This is a genomic window from Aestuariivirga sp. (genome assembly GCF_037139295.1).
GTDB lineage: Bacteria > Pseudomonadota > Alphaproteobacteria > Rhizobiales > Aestuariivirgaceae > Aestuariivirga.
In genome coordinates this window covers 1-19,050 of the sequence record NZ_JBAXGR010000004.1, presented here as the reverse complement: position 1 = coordinate 19,050, position 19,050 = coordinate 1, and the positions used below count along the sequence as shown (strand labels likewise).

The 19,050-nt window shown below is 65.3% G+C and carries 13 protein-coding genes; 5 read left to right on the top strand and 8 right to left on the bottom strand.

Annotated features, from left to right (window positions below):
- Positions 1 to 9 precede the first annotated feature (9 nt).
- From WCJ41_RS02195 to WCJ41_RS02180, 4 genes are all read left to right on the top strand, one after another.
- Positions 10 to 1,800, top strand: a complete 1,791-nt coding sequence (locus tag WCJ41_RS02195) for a stimulus-sensing domain-containing protein (RefSeq protein ID WP_336904186.1) — start codon at positions 10 to 12, stop codon at positions 1,798 to 1,800.
- Positions 1,793 to 2,257 carry an aldolase gene (locus WCJ41_RS02190; RefSeq protein WP_336904185.1) on the top strand — a complete coding sequence of 155 codons (465 nt, stop codon included), beginning with the start codon at positions 1,793 to 1,795 and terminating at the stop codon, positions 2,255 to 2,257. Before WCJ41_RS02195 ends, WCJ41_RS02190 begins: the two co-directional genes overlap by 8 nt.
- 78 nt (positions 2,258 to 2,335) lie before the next feature.
- The gene (locus WCJ41_RS02185; protein WP_336904184.1) at positions 2,336 to 2,734 is read left to right on the top strand and encodes a PTS sugar transporter subunit IIA; all 399 of its coding nucleotides are present in this window, start codon (positions 2,336 to 2,338) and stop codon (positions 2,732 to 2,734) included.
- 2 nt (positions 2,735 to 2,736) lie between these two features.
- A complete protein-coding gene (locus WCJ41_RS02180) occupies positions 2,737 to 3,015 on the top strand; it encodes an HPr family phosphocarrier protein (protein WP_336904183.1) in 279 nt (92 codons plus the stop codon).
- Between the two features lies 1 nt (position 3,016).
- Here the strand turns inward: WCJ41_RS02180 and WCJ41_RS02175 are convergent, their stop codons facing one another.
- From WCJ41_RS02175 to ahcY, 8 genes are all read right to left on the bottom strand, one after another.
- Positions 3,017 to 4,705 (bottom strand): LTA synthase family protein, encoded by a 1,689-nt coding sequence (locus tag WCJ41_RS02175; RefSeq protein ID WP_336904182.1) that lies wholly within the window; start codon positions 4,703 to 4,705, stop codon positions 3,017 to 3,019.
- 154 nt (positions 4,706 to 4,859) lie between these two features.
- Complete coding sequence (gene trxA, locus WCJ41_RS02170; RefSeq protein WP_336904181.1) at positions 4,860 to 5,180, bottom strand: thioredoxin; 321 nt, start codon at positions 5,178 to 5,180, stop codon at positions 4,860 to 4,862.
- Positions 5,181 to 5,253: 73 nt separating this feature from the next.
- Positions 5,254 to 8,592, bottom strand: a complete 3,339-nt coding sequence (gene addA / locus WCJ41_RS02165; RefSeq protein WP_336904180.1) for a double-strand break repair helicase AddA — start codon at positions 8,590 to 8,592, stop codon at positions 5,254 to 5,256.
- Positions 8,589 to 11,597: a double-strand break repair protein AddB gene (gene addB / locus WCJ41_RS02160; protein WP_336904179.1), complete on the bottom strand. Its 3,009-nt coding sequence runs from the start codon at positions 11,595 to 11,597 to the stop codon at positions 8,589 to 8,591. Before addB ends, addA begins: the two co-directional genes overlap by 4 nt.
- A gap of 3 nt (positions 11,598 to 11,600) precedes the next feature.
- Positions 11,601 to 12,314: a nucleotidyltransferase family protein gene (locus WCJ41_RS02155; RefSeq protein ID WP_336904178.1), complete on the bottom strand. Its 714-nt coding sequence runs from the start codon at positions 12,312 to 12,314 to the stop codon at positions 11,601 to 11,603.
- On the bottom strand, positions 12,314 to 13,822 hold the full coding sequence (gene tsaE / locus WCJ41_RS02150) for a tRNA (adenosine(37)-N6)-threonylcarbamoyltransferase complex ATPase subunit type 1 TsaE (RefSeq protein ID WP_336904177.1): 1,509 nt from the start codon (positions 13,820 to 13,822) through the stop codon (positions 12,314 to 12,316). Before tsaE ends, WCJ41_RS02155 begins: the two co-directional genes overlap by 1 nt.
- Before the next feature lie 5 nt (positions 13,823 to 13,827).
- On the bottom strand, positions 13,828 to 16,194 hold the full coding sequence (locus WCJ41_RS02145; RefSeq protein WP_336904176.1) for a PAS-domain containing protein: 2,367 nt from the start codon (positions 16,192 to 16,194) through the stop codon (positions 13,828 to 13,830).
- Positions 16,195 to 16,288: 94 nt separating this feature from the next.
- A complete protein-coding gene (ahcY, locus tag WCJ41_RS02140; protein ID WP_336904175.1) occupies positions 16,289 to 17,695 on the bottom strand; it encodes an adenosylhomocysteinase in 1,407 nt (468 codons plus the stop codon).
- Positions 17,696 to 17,826: 131 nt separating this feature from the next.
- Here ahcY and WCJ41_RS02135 point away from each other — a divergent pair.
- On the top strand, positions 17,827 to 19,050 hold a 1,224-nt coding region (locus tag WCJ41_RS02135), incomplete at its 3' end, for a YdiU family protein (protein ID WP_336904174.1).

Sequence of the window (19,050 nt, the reverse complement as noted above, 5' to 3'; positions counted from 1 at the left end):
TGACCGCCGATGCTTGACAAGGTGATGCCGCCCGAGACCACGGACCGCGCAGAGGCCGAAGAGGCCGATGCCGCGGAACGCGAGGCTGCGCCGCGACAAGGCCTTGTGCGCCGCATCTGGCCGCACCGGCTGACCAGCCGCATCGTGCTGCTCAACCTGCTGGGCCTCATCGTGCTGGTGGCCGGCATCCTCTACTTCAACCAGTTCCGCCAGGGCCTCATCGACGCGCGCGTCCAGAGCCTAACCACCCAGGCGCAGATCATCGCCGCGGCAGTGGCGGGCTCAGCAACCGTCGATACCGGCTCCATCGTCATTGACCCGGACTCGCTGGCCGACAGCAATGAAGAAATCCTGCCCGACTCCGAACAGATGTCGAGCCTTGATTTTCCCATCGATCCTGAAGCCGCAGGACCGGTGCTGAAGCGCCTGCTCGCCAACACCACCGTCCGGGCACGGATCATCGACAAGGACGGCAATCTCGTCGTCGACAGCCGCTTCCTCTATTCGCGTGGCGACATCGTGCAATCCGACCTGCCGCCGCCCAATGGCGAGCCGGACAGCTTCAGTGCCTCGTCGCTGTGGAACCGCTTCGTCACATGGACTTTCAGCTACGATTATCCGAAGCAGATCGAATACGGCATCGACAATGGCAAGGACTTCCCCGAGGTGGCCGCCGCCCTGAAGGGCGCCAAGGTCAGCCTCGTGCGCCTCAATGACCGGGGCCAGATCATCGTTGTGGTGGCGGTGCCGATCCAGCGCTTCCGCGCCGTGCTGGGCTCGCTCGTGCTCTCCACCACCGGCGGCGAGATCGACAGCGTGCTGCGCGCCGAGCGCCAGGTGGTGCTGATGACCTTCGGCTTCGTAGCGCTCGTCACCATCCTGCTGTCGATCCTGCTTGCTTCCACCATTGCGCTGCCGCTGCGCAAGCTGGCGGCCGCCGCCGAACGCGTGCGACGCGGCATCAACAAGCGGGTGGAAATTCCGGACTTCTCGTCACGCGGTGACGAGATCGGCGATCTTTCAGGTGCCGTCCGCGACATGACCAACGCGCTCTACAACCGCATTGCCGCCATCGAGGCTTTCGCGGCGGATGTGAGCCATGAGCTGAAGAACCCGCTCACCTCGCTGCGCAGCGCGGTCGAGACGCTCGCCTATGCCAAGACGCCGGAACAGCGCGAGCGCCTCGTCGAGATCGTGAAACATGACGTGAAGCGGCTCGACCGGCTCATCACCGACATCTCGGATGCATCGCGGCTTGATGCCGAACTCGCACGCGGCGAGGCGCAGGCCTTCGACCTGTCACAGCTTCTGGAGTCGATCACCAACTACGCCAATGACACCCGCAAGGAAGGCCAGGCCGAAGTCGAGTTCGAGATTGCCAAGCCGCCGCCCGGCATGGACCGCGCCAAGGCATATACCGTGATGGGTCACGACTCGCGACTGGGCCAGGTGGTGCGCAACCTGATCGACAATGCGCGCTCCTTCACGAGGCCCGGCACGAAACTGCAGGTGCGCGTCCGCCGCATCGGCCCTGACGTCGAATTCCGCGTCGATGATTTCGGCCCCGGCATTCCGGCAGACAATCTGCAGCGTGTCTTCGAGCGCTTCTATACCGACCGGCCCGAAGGCAGCTTCGGCTCGAACTCCGGTCTTGGCCTTTCCATTTCGCAGCAGATCGTCGATGCCCACAAGGGCCGCATCTGGGTCGAGAACCGCCATGGCAAGGCGGACGAGACGGGCGAGAAGCCGGTGCTTGGCGCGCGCTTCACCGTGCGCATTCCGGCTGCACCCAATGCATGAGGAAGCGCTCATCCACGGCACCTGTGTCGCCATCGGGGCTGAGGGCGTGCTGCTGGTGGGCAAGCCCGGCAGCGGAAAGTCCGACCTGGCGCTGCGGCTGATCGACCAGGCAGGCGCTGGCCTTTCCGGCAGGGAACGCACGGCGCAGCTGGTGGCGGATGACCAGGTCGTCATCCGCAGATCGGCTGGAGCGCTTTTGGCCTCCGCGCCAGATTCCCTGAAGGGCAAGCTGGAGATCAGGGGCCTGGGCATTGCTGAACTTTCCGTTGTCGCCGAAGCCCGATTGCGGCTTGCTGTCAGGCTCACGCCGTCAGCTGAAATCGAGCGCATGCCGGAGCTGACAAGTGCCCGCATGGACATTCTCGGCGAAGCCCTTCCGCTGATCCTGCTCGACCCCTGGAATGCCTCAGCACCTGCCCGTTTGCGGGCCGCGCTGGACCAGTTCATCAGTCCCTGAATCCATGTTGCATCGCCCGGTCGTTAGAGGCATTGTGCGCCACCCTGAACGGGAAATGCGCGGAGTTTTACCACCACCATGATCGGACTCGTCCTGGTCACCCATGGCCGCCTTGCGGAAGAGTTCCGTTCTGCGTTGGAACATGTGGTGGGCCCCCAAGCCGCGATCGAGACCGTCGCCATCGGCCCTGATGACCGCATGGAAAGCCGCCGCGCCGATATCGCCGCGGCCGTTGCCCGCGTCAACACCGGTTCCGGTGTCATTATCCTCACCGACATGTTTGGCGGCACGCCATCGAACCTTGCCATCTCGCTGCTCGAGATCGGCAAGGTGGAGGTGGTGGCCGGGCTGAACCTGCCGATGCTCGTGAAGCTCGCACGCATCCGCCGGGACTATGCCCTCGACAAGGCGGCAACCGCCGCGCAGGACGCCGGCCGCAAGTACATCAACGTTGCCAGCCAGATCCTCGGAGACTGAGCATGTCGGCGACGGTGGCAGCACGCGAACTCGCGATCGCCAACCAGCGCGGCCTGCATGCCCGCGCCTCTGCCAAGTTCGTGAAATGCGCCGAGGCCTTCGATGCCGAGATCACGGTGACGCGCGACGGCATGTCGGTGCCGGCCACCTCCATCATGGGCTTGATGATGCTGGGTGCGGCGATGGGCACCTCGATCATGGTCGAGGCGAGGGGCAACCAGGCCGGCGAGGCACTGGACGCGCTGACCCAGCTCGTCGACAGCAAGTTCGACGAGGAATGACCTAGATCGGATCCTTGGTGAACAGCTGGTTCTGGATCACCGCTTCAGCCGGGCGAATCTTGGGATCTTCCGCGTTGCGGCAGCTGGCATCGAGATAATTGATGTAAGCCTCGTCCACCGGTTGGCCGATCCAGTCGAGAACCATCGGTGACAGGCAGTAGAGCGGACGGCCGTGGATTGCATCGGCAAGGTCCTGAGGCTTGTCCGTATTGCTGGCGATCAGCACCGGGATCTGGTGCAGGCGCGGGTCCTGTTCGGATTTCATTCCATCGTGGAGCTGGTGCATGCGCAGGCCCGGAAGGTGATCGCCAAACAGCACCAGTGCATAGGGACGTCCCCGGGAATCAAGCTCCTTCTTGAACGCCGCAAGCGCGCGCGCTGCGCCGTCGAGGCGCGTGCGATAATCATGCACGCCCTCGTGGCCCTTGAGGTCACTGTCATCGGCCTCGTAAGGGCCGTGCGTCTGCACCGTGACGATGAAATGGAATTGCGGGCCGCCATTGCCCACCCGGTCCAGCACCGCCTTGTAGAGGCCCTCGTCCGTCGGCCAGTCATTGGGCTGGATGGTCAGCGTCATCTGGTCCATGGAGACGAAGTCATCGAAGCCGAGCTTCGGATAGATCTGGTCCCGGAGCCAGAAGCGGCGGGTGAAGTTGTGATACGCCGTTGCGGCATAGCCCCTTTCGGTCAGGATGCGCGGCAGACTGCGCGAACTGTCGGTGATGTATTGAATGTAGTGCTGGTAGGGGATGATGCCATCCTGGAAGGTCTTGATCGGAATGCCGGTCAGGACCTCGAACTCCGCATTGGGCGTGGTGCCGCCATAGACCGGCGACACCGCAATCGATTCCGTGAAGCCCGCATCCTTCAGCTGGTTGAGTGGTGAGTCCGGATCGTCGGGGTCATGCCACCAGGCCTCGCCGAGGACGATGTAGACATCAGGCTTCGTGCCGGTGGCCGCAGTGGCCATTGGCGGCTTGGGCGCATTAAGCTCCGCCATCGCCTGCTGCACCTCGGGCTGCGTGTAGGTTTTGAGGCGCAGCCCCGCCATGGAGAAATAGAGATGCGTGCCGAGCCCGTTCATGCGCTCGCTCTCGGCCTGGCTGAAGGTGAGGTTCTCGACGCCGATCCACCAGCTGTTGTCATGGATCCAGTTCGCCACCCACTGGATGCGATAGGTGGAGAGCAGCGCGACGAAGACCAGCGCCATTGGCAGGCTCCACCAGCGGAAGCGGAGGTTCATGGCATACCAGATGGCGGCGGGGATGATCAGCCCACCGAGCAGCCAGTGATACCAGTAAACATAGTGCAGCAAGTGCACGGACTGACCCGCGAGGAACAGGTCGCTGATCTGGAACGGCTCGCCGGTCGAGTCCTTCTTGATTTGCGACAGCGTGCCGACAAACAGAAGGCCCGCGCCCAGCATTGCGCCGGCGGGCAACAGGCGCGCGAAGGACACGAAGAAGCCCAGCATGACCATCGGAACGATCATGCGCGAGAACCAGAAATGCCACAGGCTGCGGCCGTCGAGGAATTCAGGAGACCACCAGCCGAGATAGGCATGGATGGCAAGCAGAAGAAGATAGACGGCAAGAAGCTGCAGTATGATCCGTCCTGCTGCCTGCATCCAAGCGGGTATTGATATGCTGAGTTCGGACGGTGCGGTGCTGCCCGTTTCGGCGATCGTCAATTCTTCGTCCTCCCGCCGGGCATCCTACCCACCCGACAACTTCATGACAACCGTATGAAGGTGGGCCGATGGCAGCATCAAGGCAGAAAAATTGCCGCAAAAAGAAAATGGCCGCCCGAAGGCGGCCATCGCGTGTTCCAATCAACCGGAGCGGTTAGATCGACTCTTCGATCCAGCTCTGCAGCTGGTTCTTCGGCGCTGCACCCACCTTGGTGGCTGCAACCTGGCCGCCCTTGAACACCATCAGCGTCGGGATGCCGCGCACGCCATACTGGGAGGGGACCGAGGGGTTCTCGTCGATATTGATCTTCACGATCTTGGCCTTGGGGCCGAGGCTCCGGGCGATTTCCTCCAGCGCCGGGGCGATCATCTTGCAGGGGCCGCACCACTCCGCCCAGAAATCGACGACGACGGGCGTGTCGGACTGCAGGACGTCCTTTTCGAAGGACGCGTCAGAGACCTTGTGGGTGGACATGGAAACCTCTTTGGGACTGTGGCGGGGATTCGCCGTTGCGATGGGGGGAAGGTAGGAGCCACCCCGCCCAGGGTCAAGGCCGGGTCTGGCGCAGGGCGGCCATGCGGTCGAGGAGCGCGTCCGGCACCATGATCAGCCGCGGCGCCTCGGTGAAGAGGAGGCAGAAGCGCATCGGCCTGCCGGGTGCAGCCAATCGCAGGGCATCCCGGTAAGTCGCCAATTGCATGAGATATTCCGGGTTACAGGCCTCCGCTGTCGCGGGCACCTCGCGGTCGGTCTTGTAGTCGGCGACGAGAATGCCATCGGCCGTCATCACCAGCCTGTCGATGCGGCGGCGCTCAGGGCTGCCATCCGGCCGCTGGGCGATGAGCGCGGCTTCCGAATGCCCGTCGGCAGAGAGGAGCTCCGCCACCACGGGCTCGGCGATCAGGGCCTGCAACTGCTCGCCAAGGGCAGGGTCATGCCCGGCCCTTCGCACCGCCAAGCTGACTTGGGCGGCGCGCTCTGCCTCGGGCAAGTCGGCCAGGTTCTGCAGGATGCGGTGGATGAGGATGCCGCGTGCCACCCGTGCCTCGGCGCGCTTGCGGGCGGGCGGCGAGGTCTCGACCGACACAGTTCCGACCTCGCGCGAGATCCAGTCCGGCAGGGCGAGCACCTCCACCGCCCTGGCTTCCGCCTGGGCCTCGGCCATGACCGGCGCGGGACCGAGGCGCCAGCCCTCACCGCCATCGAGCGGCGTCATCTTGTCGGTGAGCGCGCCAGCGACCGTGTTGTACCAGCAGTTCTTGGGTGGCTCGTTCTTGCCACTGTAGCCGCAGACATAGAGTTCATCACCGGCCCGCGTCATCGCGACATAAAGCAGGCGGCGATACTCCGCCGTTGCCACATCCCTTTGTGCCGCCTTGAGGTCCTTGACCGCCTTCGATGGTCCGAGGTTCGGCACCACCCACAGCGGCACGCGGGCGTAGCCATCGCCACCCTCCAGCATCAGGAGTGAATCGCCACGACCCTGTTCCGGCGTACTCGTGGTGTCCGGCAGGATGACAATCGGCGCCTCGAGGCCCTTGGCGCCATGGACGGTCATCACCCGGACTTCGCCCGAACCCTGCTCCATGTTGCGCTTGATCTCGATCTCGCCGGCCTGGAACCAGTTGACGAAGCCCGCAAGCGAGGTGCCATGCGCCTCCTCATAGTCGAGTGCGCGATCGAGGAAGGCATCGATGGCATCATTGGCCTCGCTGCCAAGCCGCGACACGATACGCAGCCTTGCCTTGCCGAGAATGGCGGAGAAGAATTCGAAGGGCCGCGCCGAGGGCGCCTGCATGATGAGCGGACGGAGAAAGGCGGCAGCACTGCGGCAAGCTTCGGCGTCGTGCTGCGTGAGGCTCTGCCACAGCGGCATCGCGCCGCGCGTCGCGGCGATCTCGATCAGCTGATCCTCGCTCAGGGCCGTGGCCAGCAGCGGGCTCTTCAGCACGCAGGCCAGCGCATGGTCATCCTCCGGCATGATGGCGAACTGCGCCAGCGCCACGAGGTCGAGGACGGCGATGTTCTCGCCCAGCTTCAGCCGGTCAGCACCCGCAACCGGCACCTGCGCGTTCCACAGGGCGCGGATCATCGCATCGAAGAAGCTGTTGCGCTGCCGGACGAGAATCAGAATGTCGCCCGGCTGCACCGCGCGGCCTCGCGCCGGCAGCATGCGCTTGCCGATCCAGCCCTTGATGGTGGCGGCAAGCTTCTGCGCCAGCTGGCGGCGCGGCGACTGCGCCGGCTCGCGGTCGACCGGTGCCTGCCATGGGTCGGGGTCTTGCCTGTCGGCGGGCTCGATGAGCGGCCAGAGTTCAACGGTGCCCTGCGCCTCGCGGCGGTTGGCCACGTGCTGCCACTCGCGCGGCATGCTGCCATCAAGGCCGCTGCGCGCATCCGAGCCCGCCGGAAACACGCCATCGACGGCCTTCAGGATGTTTTCCAGCGAGCGGAAGGAGACGCTGAAGTCCACCTGGCGGAACTCCTGCTGCACGCCCTCGACCTGGCCCTTCACCTCGCCCAGCACCTGCTCGAAGACATTGGGGTCTGCCCCCTGAAAAGAATAGATCGACTGCTTCCTGTCACCCACCACGAAGAGCGTGCGCGCCTTGCTGCCATGACGGCCCTCGCCCGCGAAGAACTCGCCCGTCAGAGCCTGCACGATCTGCCACTGCATGGGGCTCGTGTCCTGCGCCTCATCGACGAGCAGATGCTCGATGCCGCCATCGAGCTTGAACAGCACCCAGGCAGCATCCGGCTTTTCGCGCAGGAGTTCCGCCGTCCTGATGATGAGGTCCTCAAAGTCATAGGCGCCGCGCGCGCGCTTTGCCGCCTCGAAGCGATAAACGATGGCGGAGCCCAGCCGCAGCAACGACAGCGTGGCACCGAGGCAGGTGAGATCGCCGAGAATGCCCAAACCCGTCACGAGCCGTGCCTGATCGGCCTTCACGAAGTCTTCGATCCAGGGATGCTGCCGCTGTGTTGGTGCATTGGCGACATTGGCGCGAGGCGTGTCTTCGCCGGTCAGCAGCACGCCGCGCAAATCGAGAAGGCTGGGGTTCCGGGCAGCGCAGCCGGCTCTCAGCTTCGCGGCAGTCTTCTTCTCGGTATCCGTTCCGCCGTCGAGAGCATCCGCCAATTCAAGGTAGCGCGTCACATCGCAGGACAAGCCCGCAACAAGGCTGTCGCGCGTGATGCCCTGTTCCAGCGACATGTGCATGCGCAGCAGGCTTTCGGCCTGCTCCAGCCCCTTCTCCTCGTCGAACAGCGCCCGCAGGGTTGAGCGCTTGGACAGGAGCTGGGTGAGCAGCTTGTCGAAATCATCCGCGTTCACCCGGTTGACGACATCGCTGAGAGCCTTGCCGATGTCCGTGGTCTCATCCTGCGCGCCGGAGAGAACTCCGTTGCGCGCCTCCTGAAGCAGGCTCAGCTGCTCGCGGTCATCCAGCATGGTGAAATGCGGAACCACACCCGCCTCGACGGGGAAGAGCTGCAGCACGCGTTCACAGAAGGCATGGATGGTCTGGATCTTGAGGCCGCCCGGCGTTTCCAGCGCGCGGGTGAACAGCTGGCGTGCGCGCTCCAGCAGTGCGGCACCGGCATCGGGCGAGCCAAGCTTCTTCAGTTCAGCCCGCAGGGCCGTGTCATCAAGCGCGATCCACTTGCTCAGGCGGTCGAACAAGCGGTTGGCCATTTCGGCTGCCGCCGCCTTGGTGAAGGTGAGGCACATGATGCGCGAGGGCTCGGTGCCATCCAGCATCAGCCGCACCACGCGGTCGACCAGCACATGGGTCTTGCCGGAGCCGGCATTGGCATTGACCCACACGGTGGCGGACGGATCTGACGCCTTGAGCTGGGCCATGCTGGCAGCGGGATTGAGGCTCATGTGCCGCCCCCCGACAGCGACCATTCCTGGAAGCGCGAGAGATGATCATAATCGCTCGGATCATCCTCCTTCTTCATGATGGTGCGCGGGTAATAGGGTTGCCCGAGCGTGGCATATTTCCCAAGAAGCTTCTGCAGCTCCGCAAAGTGCTTCTCCGCCAATTCCATGACGGGCGGGTCGAGCTTCTTCAACTCATCCACGTCGCCCGCCGGGTTGCCGCCGCTGAGCTTCACGTACCAGAGCTGCCGCGTCTCCCTTGTCGTCACATCCCTGAATCCACCGCGCGCCAGGATCACTGCCTGCAGCGTAAGCTGCGGCGCGAGGCCGACCTCCACCTCCTTCTTGCTGGGCACGCCGCCGGTCTTGAAGTCGACGATGCGGGCGGAGCCATCGGCCATCAGGTCGATGCGATCCACGCGGCAGGAGAGGGTGAAGTCTTCTCCCGCCACGGGGAAGGCGATCGCACCGTTACGCTCCGCCACCACGAGCCCCACCCCGTCACGCCATGCCGGCTCCTGCTCGGCAATCCAGGTGGCGATGCGCCGGAAGCGCGGCCACCAGAAGCTGACCAGGCCAGGATAGTCCGCGATCTGCTCGAAGTGCTTGCGCCCCTCAAGCTCCATCTCGGCTGCGGCATTGGCGGGCAGCTCCATCGGGAAGCGGTTCAGGAAGTCGCCGATCGCCGCATGGAAGATCGTGCCGCGCCGTGCGGGATCGGGCACGGAGGAGACGGGCTTCACCGGCTCGAGCTGCAGGATGAAGCGGGCATAGATGGCGTAAGGATCACGAATCAGCTTCTCGATGCGGGTGACGCTCAATGCCTTGGGCCGCAGCGCCACGGGGGGCCGCGGCTTCGGCATGGCGATGGGTGTCACGGCAGCCGGCTCCGCCAGCCGGCGCGCCAGCGCAGGCCACGGGCTGGTTGCAAACTGCTCCTTCAGCTTTGCGGTTTCGAGAATCATCTGCAACCGGTGCAGCCAGCGCGATGGCGTTCCCGGTGCATCGCCGATGCGCCGTGACCACAGCAGCTTCACCGTGCTGTTGCCGAAGGCCTGCACGAAGTCATGTGCGGTCTGGCCGATCTGCGCCTCGGGCTGCTTCATCGCCAGGACGTCGCGCATCGGGCGGTTGAGCCAGGGGCCGCAATCCGTGGCGCCGGGCCAGGTGCCCTCGTTGAGGCCGGCAAGCACCATCACATCAGCACGGATGAGGCGCGCTTCCAGCAAGCCAAGGATGCTGAGGGGCGTTGGATTGCGCCTTTGGCTGCGCACCGGAAGCCCATGCAGCCAGTGGCGGAGGATGGCAGCCGTGCGCTGCAGGTCGCAGCGATTGAGGAGGCGCGATTCCTGCTTCAGCAACGCGAAGGCATCGGACAGTTCCGCACCGCCCTCGCCCGCCCAGAAGGCTTCCCCGGCGATCGCCTCGCAGGCCGCAACGAGGCGGTCGAGATGTTCGGCGAGCGTGTCCGGCGCATTGGCGGCAAGCGGTGACAGCACATCCGAGATGCGGCTCGCCTGCGTAATGGTCGCTTCCCACTGCGGATCGGTGACGTGCTTCACCGCCAGCGACAGGGCGCGGCGATTGTCCTTCGCGGTGGCGGTGCGCAGGGCATGGGAGAGCTTGCCGATCTCGGGCGCACCCGTGCCGGTGCGCAGCAAGGCAAGCTCGATCAGGCTCGCATGGTGGCGCGCCTCATCAGGCGGCAGGCCGAAGGTCGCAAGGTCATGGCGCAGCAGGGCTGCCAGCGGCTCGGCGGCGAAGTTCTGCAACAGCGCCTCGAGCAGCAGGTTGAGGAGCGAGGCGCCACCGAAGCGAATCAGCGGCTCGCCGCCGGAATCATCGATGGTGATGTTCCAGCGCTGCAGCTCCACCTTGACGCGCCGCGCCAGCTGGCGGTCCGGCGTGACGAGGCAGCCGCTGCGGCCGGGCGTTTCCAGGCATTCGCGCAGGATCAGCGCGGCAGCCAGCGCCTGCTCCGGAACCGAGCGCGCCTCGACGAGTTCCACGCCCTGCATGGCTTCAGCCACGCGCGCCTCCTGCCCCTTGAGCGCGCCATGCCAGAGATGCGCCGTTTCGGCGGGCCGCATCAGCTCGCTCGCCAGCCAGGCGCGCGGGCCCGGCGCGCCGCCCATCTCGGACACCATCTGCCGCGTGGCATCGAGGCGGGCGAGCAACTGCTTCAGTGCATGCTGCGGGTGCGTGGGGCCGACGGCCGTCCAGCCTGGCTCGTCCATCAACGTGTCGAGGCCGGGAAGCACCACGGCCCCGTTGGGCAGGCCGGCGATGGCCTTGAGCAACGTGCAGGTGGCCGGGATGGAGCCCGTGGAGCCTGCGGCAATGAAGGGCCTTTCGGTGCGGGTGAATTCAAGCCGCTTCGCCTCGCGCCTGAGGATCGCCGAGCGGCGGGCCTGCGGGCCCATGGCCTTTTCTGCCGCCAGCCGCTGGGGATATTTCTCCCGCGCGATCGCCAGGAACTCGAGGATCGCTTCGCGGTGGCGAGCGGATTCGAGGCCATAGAGATCAGCGATCTTCGCCACCTCAACGTCCTCGGTCTCCAGTGCATCGAGCAGCTCGCCAAGCGATTGCGCGAGGCCGCCCGCCTGGTGGGGTGCTGCGGCAATCTCCTGCGCCAGACGCGTCATCGGGTTGGCTGCCGCCCAGTCGTCAATGAGGTCCATCAGCAGCAGAAGCTGGCCCGGCACGCTCATCGGGGTTCCGAGCTCCTCGGCGCCATGCTCCGGCTGCAGCAGGTCCTCGTCGATGTCGCCCAGCGGCTGGATGCGCGGCAGCAGCACACCCGAACCACCTGTCTTGCGGAAGAAAATGTCCTCCAGCTCGCGCACGGCGCGGCGGGTGGGCAGCAGGATGGTCCAGCGCGCAAGGTCGAGCTTGCCCGGTGCCTTGCCATCCGCATGCGGAAAGCCTTTCAGGACGGCGTCGGCCAGAACCTCGAGGAAGGGCTTGTCAGGCGCGATGGTGAAGAGGCGCGGGATGTGTCGTGCCATGGCTCATGCACCAAGCGCCGCTTCGGCAAGCCCGATGGCCTCCGGCGTCCCCACATGCAGCCAGCGCCCGGTGTGTTCAATGCCGAACAGGCGGCCTGCGGCAATGGCGCGGTCCCACAACAGGTTCATCGAGAAGGCGCCTTCCGGAGCGTCCTTGAAGATGCGCGGGGAGACGAGATAGCCGCCGATATAGGCGAGTGGTGTTCCTTGCGACGTGGCGCGGCGCGCCAGCCTGCCATCCACGCCTCGCACGAAATCGCCCTTGCCGTCATAACCCACGGTGCGCGCGAGCGGTGAAAGGAGGAGGAGGCAATCCATCACCTCATCGTCCCACGCGGCGCGCAGGCGATCAAGCGCGGGGGTGCCGTCATCCACCCAGAAGCTGTCGCTGTTGATGACGAAGAAGGGCGCGTCACCCAGAAGCGGGAGGGCCTTGGCGACACCACCCCCGGTATCGAGGATCTCTGCCCGCTCATCAGCGATCATGATGCGGGGTGCTGATTGTCGCTTCGCCCAGGCCTCGATCTGGTCAGGCAGGTAGTGGACGTTCACCACTGCCTCCTCCACGCCGGCGGCGCGCAGCCGGTCAAAGCCATAGTCGATGAGCGATTTGCCAGCGACCTCCACCAGGGGCTTGGGCCGCGTCAGCGTGAGCGGGCGCATGCGCTGGCCATAGCCAGCAGCGAGAACCATGGCGCGGGTGCCAGTCTTGTGCATCAGGCGATCTCGCGCCGCGCGGCGGGCAGGTGCGTGTCGAACCAGCGCTTCAGATGCGCCAGCTGCGGGTGCGCGAGGTTGCGTTCGAGATAGCGCGAGACGCGGGGGATGTGGCGGAGGTAGCCGTGCTTGCCGTCGCGCTTCGACAGCCGCGCAAAGATGCCGAGGATCTTGGTGGCGCGCTGCGCACCGAGTATGGCATAGGCCACGTCGAATTCCGCGCGGTCGAACGTGGGATCATCCTTCCGCAATGCGCAGTATTGTTCGTAAAGCGCATCGGCGACACCGAAGTCGATATCGACGCGTGCATCCTGCAGCATGGAGGCGAGGTCATAGGCCGGGTGGCCCATCAGCGCATCCTGTGTATCAATGATTCCGACACGCTCCAGCCCCTTGCGCTCCGGCAACCACAGCAAGTTGGGTGAGTGATAGTCGCGCAGCGCCCAGACGCGGCGGCCCCTTTGCGTGAGCGGCAGGAGTTCCATCCACAGCGCTTCGAATTCCGCCAGCACCACAGCCGGGATCGGCGCGCCGTTCAGGTGCGGCCAGAACCATGAGGGCAGCAGATCGACTTCGATCAGCTGGGCCTCAACGTCATAGGGCGGCACGCGATGGGTCTGGCCATCGAGCGGTACATCACGCGGCCACTCGCGGCTTGCCATGTCGGCGAGCACGGCAACGGCCGCGGACATGGGTTCCGCCATGTCCCGGCCTTCACGGATCATGCCGCCATAGACCTGGCGACCCAGGTCCTCCAGCACCGCGAAGCCCTGTGCCAGATCGTGAGCCCCGGTTCTGGGCGCGCTGTAGCCGCGCTCGCAGAGCACGCCGTTGATGGCGATCACCGCGCGGATGTCCTCCGCCAGGTGCGCTATGGCGCTGTAGGGCTTGCCATATTTCACTGGCGGCCCGTCAGGGCGCGCCGGCATGTCCATGAGGATCGCCACCTCTCTCCCGAGGTGCAGCGTCTCGTAGCGGCGGAAGGAGGCATCGCCTTCGAGGAAGCGGCGTTCGGCATTGGCCCAGCGCGTGGTGGCGAGGAACAGGTTGATCACGGTGTTGCGCGACAATGCCTGCTCCCATGCACCGCGCGCGGTGATCACGGCGTCGCGGTGGTTGCCAGAGCCGGAGAGTTCGATCAGCAACCGGTCGGCGTGCACTTCATTGAGGATCTTCTCTGGCCACTCGACGGCCAGCACATGGGTCTTCACCAGATCATCGAAGCCGAGCTCGTCCAGTTCCTGTGCGGAACCGATGCGATAGAGATCGGCATGGGCCACCGGCACGCGTGTTTCGTCATAGGTCTGCACCAGCGTGAAGGTGGGGCTCGGCACGTCGAACTCAACACCCTGCGCCAGCGCGCGGATGAAGGCGCGCGCAAAGGTGGATTTGCCGGTGCCAAGATCACCCTTCAGCAGCAGCACCATGCCGCGGCGTGCAAAGAGCGAGAGTTCGGCGGCGAAGGATTCCAGCGCTGCTGCGGAGTCGAAACGGCGGGTGAGTTGCATCCTGCTCAGGCCGTCTTGCGCATGTCCGGGCGCTGCGCCGCGCCCGGGCCGTCGAGCGGGAAGGTGCAGAGGACGGTGGTGCCCTGGTTGATCTTTGAGAGGAGCGACACCTGTCCCTCATGCAGTTCGACGAAGCTCTTGACGATGGCAAGGCCGAGGCCGGGGCCGCGATGACCGCCAGGCACGGGGCGCGACTGGAAGCGGTCGAAGGCCTGCTTCTGGAATTCGGGCTCGATGCCGCGGCCCTGGTCGGAGACCCAGAGCTGCAATTGGCCGCGGGTCTTCTTGGCACCCATGCGGATGGTGGCGCCGCGATCCGAGAAACCGATGGCGTTGGAGAGAAGGTTGGAAAGTATCTGCTCCACGCGCTTGGCATCGGCGACGAAGGCATTGACGTCGGCACCCACTTCGATGTTGAGCGTGAGGTCACGTTCGTCGATCTGGTTGGCCAGCTTCTCGGCCACGGATTCGAGCAACGAAGTGACTTCGACGTGCTCGAGCTTGAGCTCGAGGGCACCGGCGTCGATGGCGGTCAGGTCGATGATGGCGTCGATGATGGTCTTGAGGTCCGTCGACGAGCGACGGATGTCACGCACATATTCCTGCTGCTTCGCCGTCAGGGGTCCGGCGAGGCCAATCTGCAGGCCTTCGGCAAAGCCGAGGATGGAGGTGAGCGGCGTGCGGATCTCGTAGGACACGTTCGAGAGGAACATGTTCTTGAGGCGGTCTGCTGCTTCCAGCGCATCGGCGCGATCACGCAGTGCGCGCTCCATGCGCGCCGAGTCGGAAATGTCGGCGAAGGTGAGCAGCGTGTTGCCGTCAGGCAGGGGCACGGCCACGAATTGCAGGACATGGTCGGACACATCGATCTTGCCAGTGACGGGCTTGCGCTCGGCATCGAGCCTCGTGACGCTGTAGCGCACCTCGTCCCATGAACTCGAATCGGTGGCGAGCTGGCTGCCGTGCTGCGCCAGCTCCTCGATGTGGGGCTGGGCTTCGAGCACCTCCGGGTCAAGCTGCCAGAACTGCGCGAAGGCCGGATTGTAGAGCTTGAGGCGGCCATCGGAGCCAAGCAGTGCGATGCCCTCCTCGAGATTGTCCAGCGTCTCGCGCTGCACGCCGATCAGCTCGTTGTAGCGGCTTTCGAGTGCGAGTTCGTCGGTCACGTTCTCATAGAGATAGGTGACGCCGCCGAAGGGGTGCTGCTCGCAGACGACGTGCAGCGTGCGCCCGTCGGGCAGGTGCCACCAGTCCTCGCGCGGTTCGATGGTGGTATAGGCGGTGAGCTGCTTGGCCCGCCACTCACGGTAATTCGCCTGCTCGGGGATGCAGCGCTGATTCCTGAGGCGGTCGAGAATCTCGGCATCGGGCGGGTGGCTGTCGAGCCAGTCGGAATCGATCGGCCAGAGCTCCGCATAGGCGGCATTGTGGAAGCGCAGGCGCTGGTCGGACCCGAAGATGGCAATCGCGGTGTCGAGCTTGTTCAGCGTCGAGGTGTGGGCCTTGATGTGTCGGTCCAGTTCCTTCTCGGCATTCTCCAGCACGGTCATGTCGATGGCGAAGCCCGCCGTGCCGCCGGAAACGGGAACCTCGAACACGTCGAGTGCCCGCATCGAGCCTGAGACCACGGCATGGATGCGGCCAAGGCAGCCCGTCGTGACGCTGGCCGCCGTACGGTCCATGGCGGCGCGGCCGGCGAGTTCGGTGCCCTGCCCCACGACGACGTCCGGATCCTGGGCATCGACTGCCGCGGCGTAGCATTGGTTCACCCACAGGAGCTTGCCTTCGGTGCCGCGCAGCCAGACGGGCAAGGGTGCGGCATCGAGCACGGCGCTGAGGCGCTCCACCTGCTTGCCCAGCCGGTGCGCCTCATGCGCCAGGGCGGCGATGTCGCGGCGTTCGCCGGCCAGCGGGCGGAAGCGCAGCGTGGCAAGGCCGCCGGCGGTGCGGCCGTCAGCCTCCAGCAATTCGCCGCCGAGGCTCTTGATGGCGATGTTGAAGGGGGTGCCGTGCTGGCGGAGGTCGCGCAGGCAGTCGGCAAGGGCCAGGGCCGAATCACGATCAAGCCAGGAGGGGAAGGCGATGAGGGCTTCAGGGCTCTCCGGCAGGGTGGCCGCGCCATGCATGGAGCCCAGCACGCGATCGGGGAGTGCGGACTTGCCGCGCCAGATCACCAGCACATGGGCTTCCGCCGCAATGGCGGTTTCGGCCTCGTTCAAACGGGCTTCAAGGTCGGCGATGCGCTGGCCGGCGGTCTTGCCGCCCCAGCGACGCAGCATGCGACGGGTGAGGATGAATGCGCCCGTGACGGCCAAAACCGCAATGAGGGCGACCCCATCGCCCGCCAAGCTGCTGCCGAAACCGGCGTCCATGTCTTCTCCGGTCCAAGTGCCGGGATGGCGTGCCGAATCAGCACGGTCATCCGCCCCGCTTCGGTATAACCAAAAGCGGGGCGGGCCGGAATCCTCAGTAGCGGTAATATTCCGGCTTGAACGGACCCTGGGGTGTCACGCCGATATAAGCCGCCTGGTCGTCCCGGAGCTTCGTCAGCTTCACGCCCAGCTTTTCGAGGTGGAGGCGGGCGACCTTCTCGTCGAGGTGCTTCGGCAGAACATAGACCTCGTTCTGGTACTTGCCGGTGCCGGCCGAGGTGAAGAGCTCGATCTGGGCCAGCGTCTGGTTGGTGAAGGAAGCCGACATCACGAAGCTCGGGTGGCCCGTGGCGTTGCCGAGGTTCACCAGGCGCCCCTGAGACAGCAGGATGACGCGCGCACCCGACGGCATGTGGACCATGTCCACCTGCGGCTTGATGTTGGTGGTCTTGAAGTTCCTAAGCTCCGCCACCTGGATCTCGTTGTCGAAGTGGCCGATGTTGCAGACGATGGCCATGTCCTTCATCTGCTTCATGTGATCGACCGTGATCACGTCCTTGTTGCCCGTGGCGGTGACGAAGATGTCAGCCGTCGCGACAACGTCTTCCATGGTCTGCACGGCAAAGCCGTCCATCGCGGCCTGCAGCGCGCAGATCGGGTCGACTTCGGTCACGATGACGCGGGCACCGGAACCCTTCAGCGAAGCCGCCGAGCCCTTGCCCACGTCGCCATAGCCTGCGACCACGGCCACCTTTCCGGCCATCATCACGTCGGTGCCGCGACGGATCGCGTCCACCAGCGACTCACGGCAGCCGTACTTGTTGTCGAACTTCGACTTGGTCACCGAGTCATTGACGTTGATCGCGGGGAAGGGCAGCTCGCCCTTCTTCTGCAGCTCATAGAGACGGTGGACGCCGGTGGTCGTCTCTTCCGAGACGCCCTTGATCGAAGCCTTCACCTTGTCGAACCAGCCCGGCTGTTCCTTGATGCGCTTCTTGATGGCGGCGAAGAGATATTCCTCCTCCTCGCTCTTGGGGTGCGCGATGAGGCTCGCATCCTTCTCGGCCTTGGAGCCCAAGAGGATGTAAAGCGTGGCGTCGCCACCGTCATCGAGGATCATGTTGGAGGGCTGGCCATCGGGCCAATCGAAGATCTTGGCGGTGTAGTCCCAGTAATCCTTCAGCGTCTCGCCCTTGAAGGCGAAGACGGGGATGCCGGCGGCGGCGATGGCGGCGGCGGCGTGATCCTGCGTCGAATAGATGTTGCAGGAGGCCCAGCGCACGTCAGCGCCCAGTGCCACCAGCGTCTCGATCAGCACGGCGGTCTGGATGGTCATGTGCAGCGAGCCCGAAATGCGCGCACCACGCAGCGGCTGCAGCGCCTTGTATTCGGCGCGGGTGGCCATCAGGCCCGGCATTTCGACCTCGGCCATGTCGATTTCCTTGCGACCCCAGTCGGCAAGCTTGATGTCGGCAACGTGATAGTCGTGGGCGCGGGTCATGGTCGGGTCCTCATTGGCTGAATTGGGCGCGTCTATAGCAGTGGTCCTCGCCCCTGTCCATGAGGACATAAAGAATTCTTTATGTCGCTTCCGGGGGGAACTTCCGCACTTACCACCCTATAGTGCCGGGCATGACCGAAGCTCACCGCCCCATTCCCTTCGACAACTCCTATGCCCGGCTGCCCGGCACCATGCATGTGGGGGTAGACCCGACCCCCGTCTCTGCCCCCCGGCTGATCAAGGTGAACGAACCCCTGGCCCGGGAGCTGGGGATCGACCCCCGGGTTCTGACGGCCGAGGTGGCCGTGGGGAACGCGATCCCCGCGGGCGCCAGCCCGCTTGCCCAGGCCTATGCCGGGCACCAGTTCGGCAATTTCGTTCCGCAGCTGGGCGATGGCCGGGCCATCCTGCTGGGCGAGGTCATCGACGTGAAAGGCCGTCGCCGCGACATCCAGCTCAAGGGCCCCGGCCGCACCCCCTTCTCGCGCGGCGGCGACGGGCGGGCGGCACTGGGGCCGGTGCTGCGCGAATATCTGGTCAGCGAGGCCATGAATGCGCTGGGCATTCCGACGACCCGCGCCCTGATGGCGGCCACCACCGGCGAGCGCGTCTACCGTGACGCGGTGCTGCCGGGCGCGGTGCTGACCCGCGTGGCGGCAAGCCACATCAGAGTGGGCACCTTCCAGTTCTTCGCCGCGCGCAAGGATTTCGAATCGCTCAGGCTGCTCATCGACCATGTGATCGCGCGCCACTATCCGGACCTCAAGGGCGCGGAGAACCCCGCACTTGCCCTGCTCGACGCGGTGATGGACGCCCAGGCCTCGCTCGTGTCGCGCTGGGCGCAGGTGGGCTTCATCCATGGCGTGATGAACACCGACAACTCGAGCGTTTCGGGCGAGACCATCGACTATGGCCCCTGCGCCTTCATGGACGCCTATGACCCGGCGACCGTGTTCAGCTCCATCGACACCTATGGCCGCTATGCCTATCAGAACCAGGCGCCCATCGCGCAGTGGAACCTGGCGCGGCTGGCCGAGACGCTGCTGGCCTTCCTGAACGAGAACCGCGAGGAGGCGATCCGGATTGCCACCGAGCGCGTCGAGGCTTTTCCGGCGATCTATACGAAATACTGGCTGGCGGGCTTCCGAAGGAAGATCGGCCTGGTGAGCGAGGAGGACGGCGACCTTGAGCTGATACAGGGGCTGCTGGACGCGATGCAGCTGGCACGGGCCGACTTCACGATTACCTTCCGTGCACTGAGCAATAGCGAGGAGCCGGAGGCGCTGAGGGACTGGATGCCAGCATGGCGTGCGCGGCTGGCGCGTGACCCGCAGACGGCGGAGGAGCGGCGGGCT

What these genes read in the sequence shown, in the direction of transcription:
- ahcY (WP_336904175.1), bottom strand. Translation starts at nt 17,695, where the DNA reads ATGACCCGCGCCCACGACTATCACGTTGCCGACATCAAGCTTGCCGAC.
- WCJ41_RS02195 (WP_336904186.1), top strand. Translation starts at nt 10, where the DNA reads ATGCTTGACAAGGTGATGCCGCCCGAGACCACGGACCGCGCAGAGGCC.
- tsaE (WP_336904177.1), bottom strand. Translation starts at nt 13,822, where the DNA reads ATGCAACTCACCCGCCGTTTCGACTCCGCAGCAGCGCTGGAATCCTTC.
- WCJ41_RS02145 (WP_336904176.1), bottom strand. Translation starts at nt 16,194, where the DNA reads ATGGACGCCGGTTTCGGCAGCAGCTTGGCGGGCGATGGGGTCGCCCTC.
- WCJ41_RS02190 (WP_336904185.1), top strand. Translation starts at nt 1,793, where the DNA reads ATGCATGAGGAAGCGCTCATCCACGGCACCTGTGTCGCCATCGGGGCT.
- addB (WP_336904179.1), bottom strand. Translation starts at nt 11,597, where the DNA reads ATGGCACGACACATCCCGCGCCTCTTCACCATCGCGCCTGACAAGCCC.
- WCJ41_RS02155 (WP_336904178.1), bottom strand. Translation starts at nt 12,314, where the DNA reads ATGCACAAGACTGGCACCCGCGCCATGGTTCTCGCTGCTGGCTATGGC.
- addA (WP_336904180.1), bottom strand. Translation starts at nt 8,592, where the DNA reads ATGAGCCTCAATCCCGCTGCCAGCATGGCCCAGCTCAAGGCGTCAGAT.
- WCJ41_RS02180 (WP_336904183.1), top strand. Translation starts at nt 2,737, where the DNA reads ATGTCGGCGACGGTGGCAGCACGCGAACTCGCGATCGCCAACCAGCGC.
- WCJ41_RS02185 (WP_336904184.1), top strand. Translation starts at nt 2,336, where the DNA reads ATGATCGGACTCGTCCTGGTCACCCATGGCCGCCTTGCGGAAGAGTTC.
- trxA (WP_336904181.1), bottom strand. Translation starts at nt 5,180, where the DNA reads ATGTCCACCCACAAGGTCTCTGACGCGTCCTTCGAAAAGGACGTCCTG.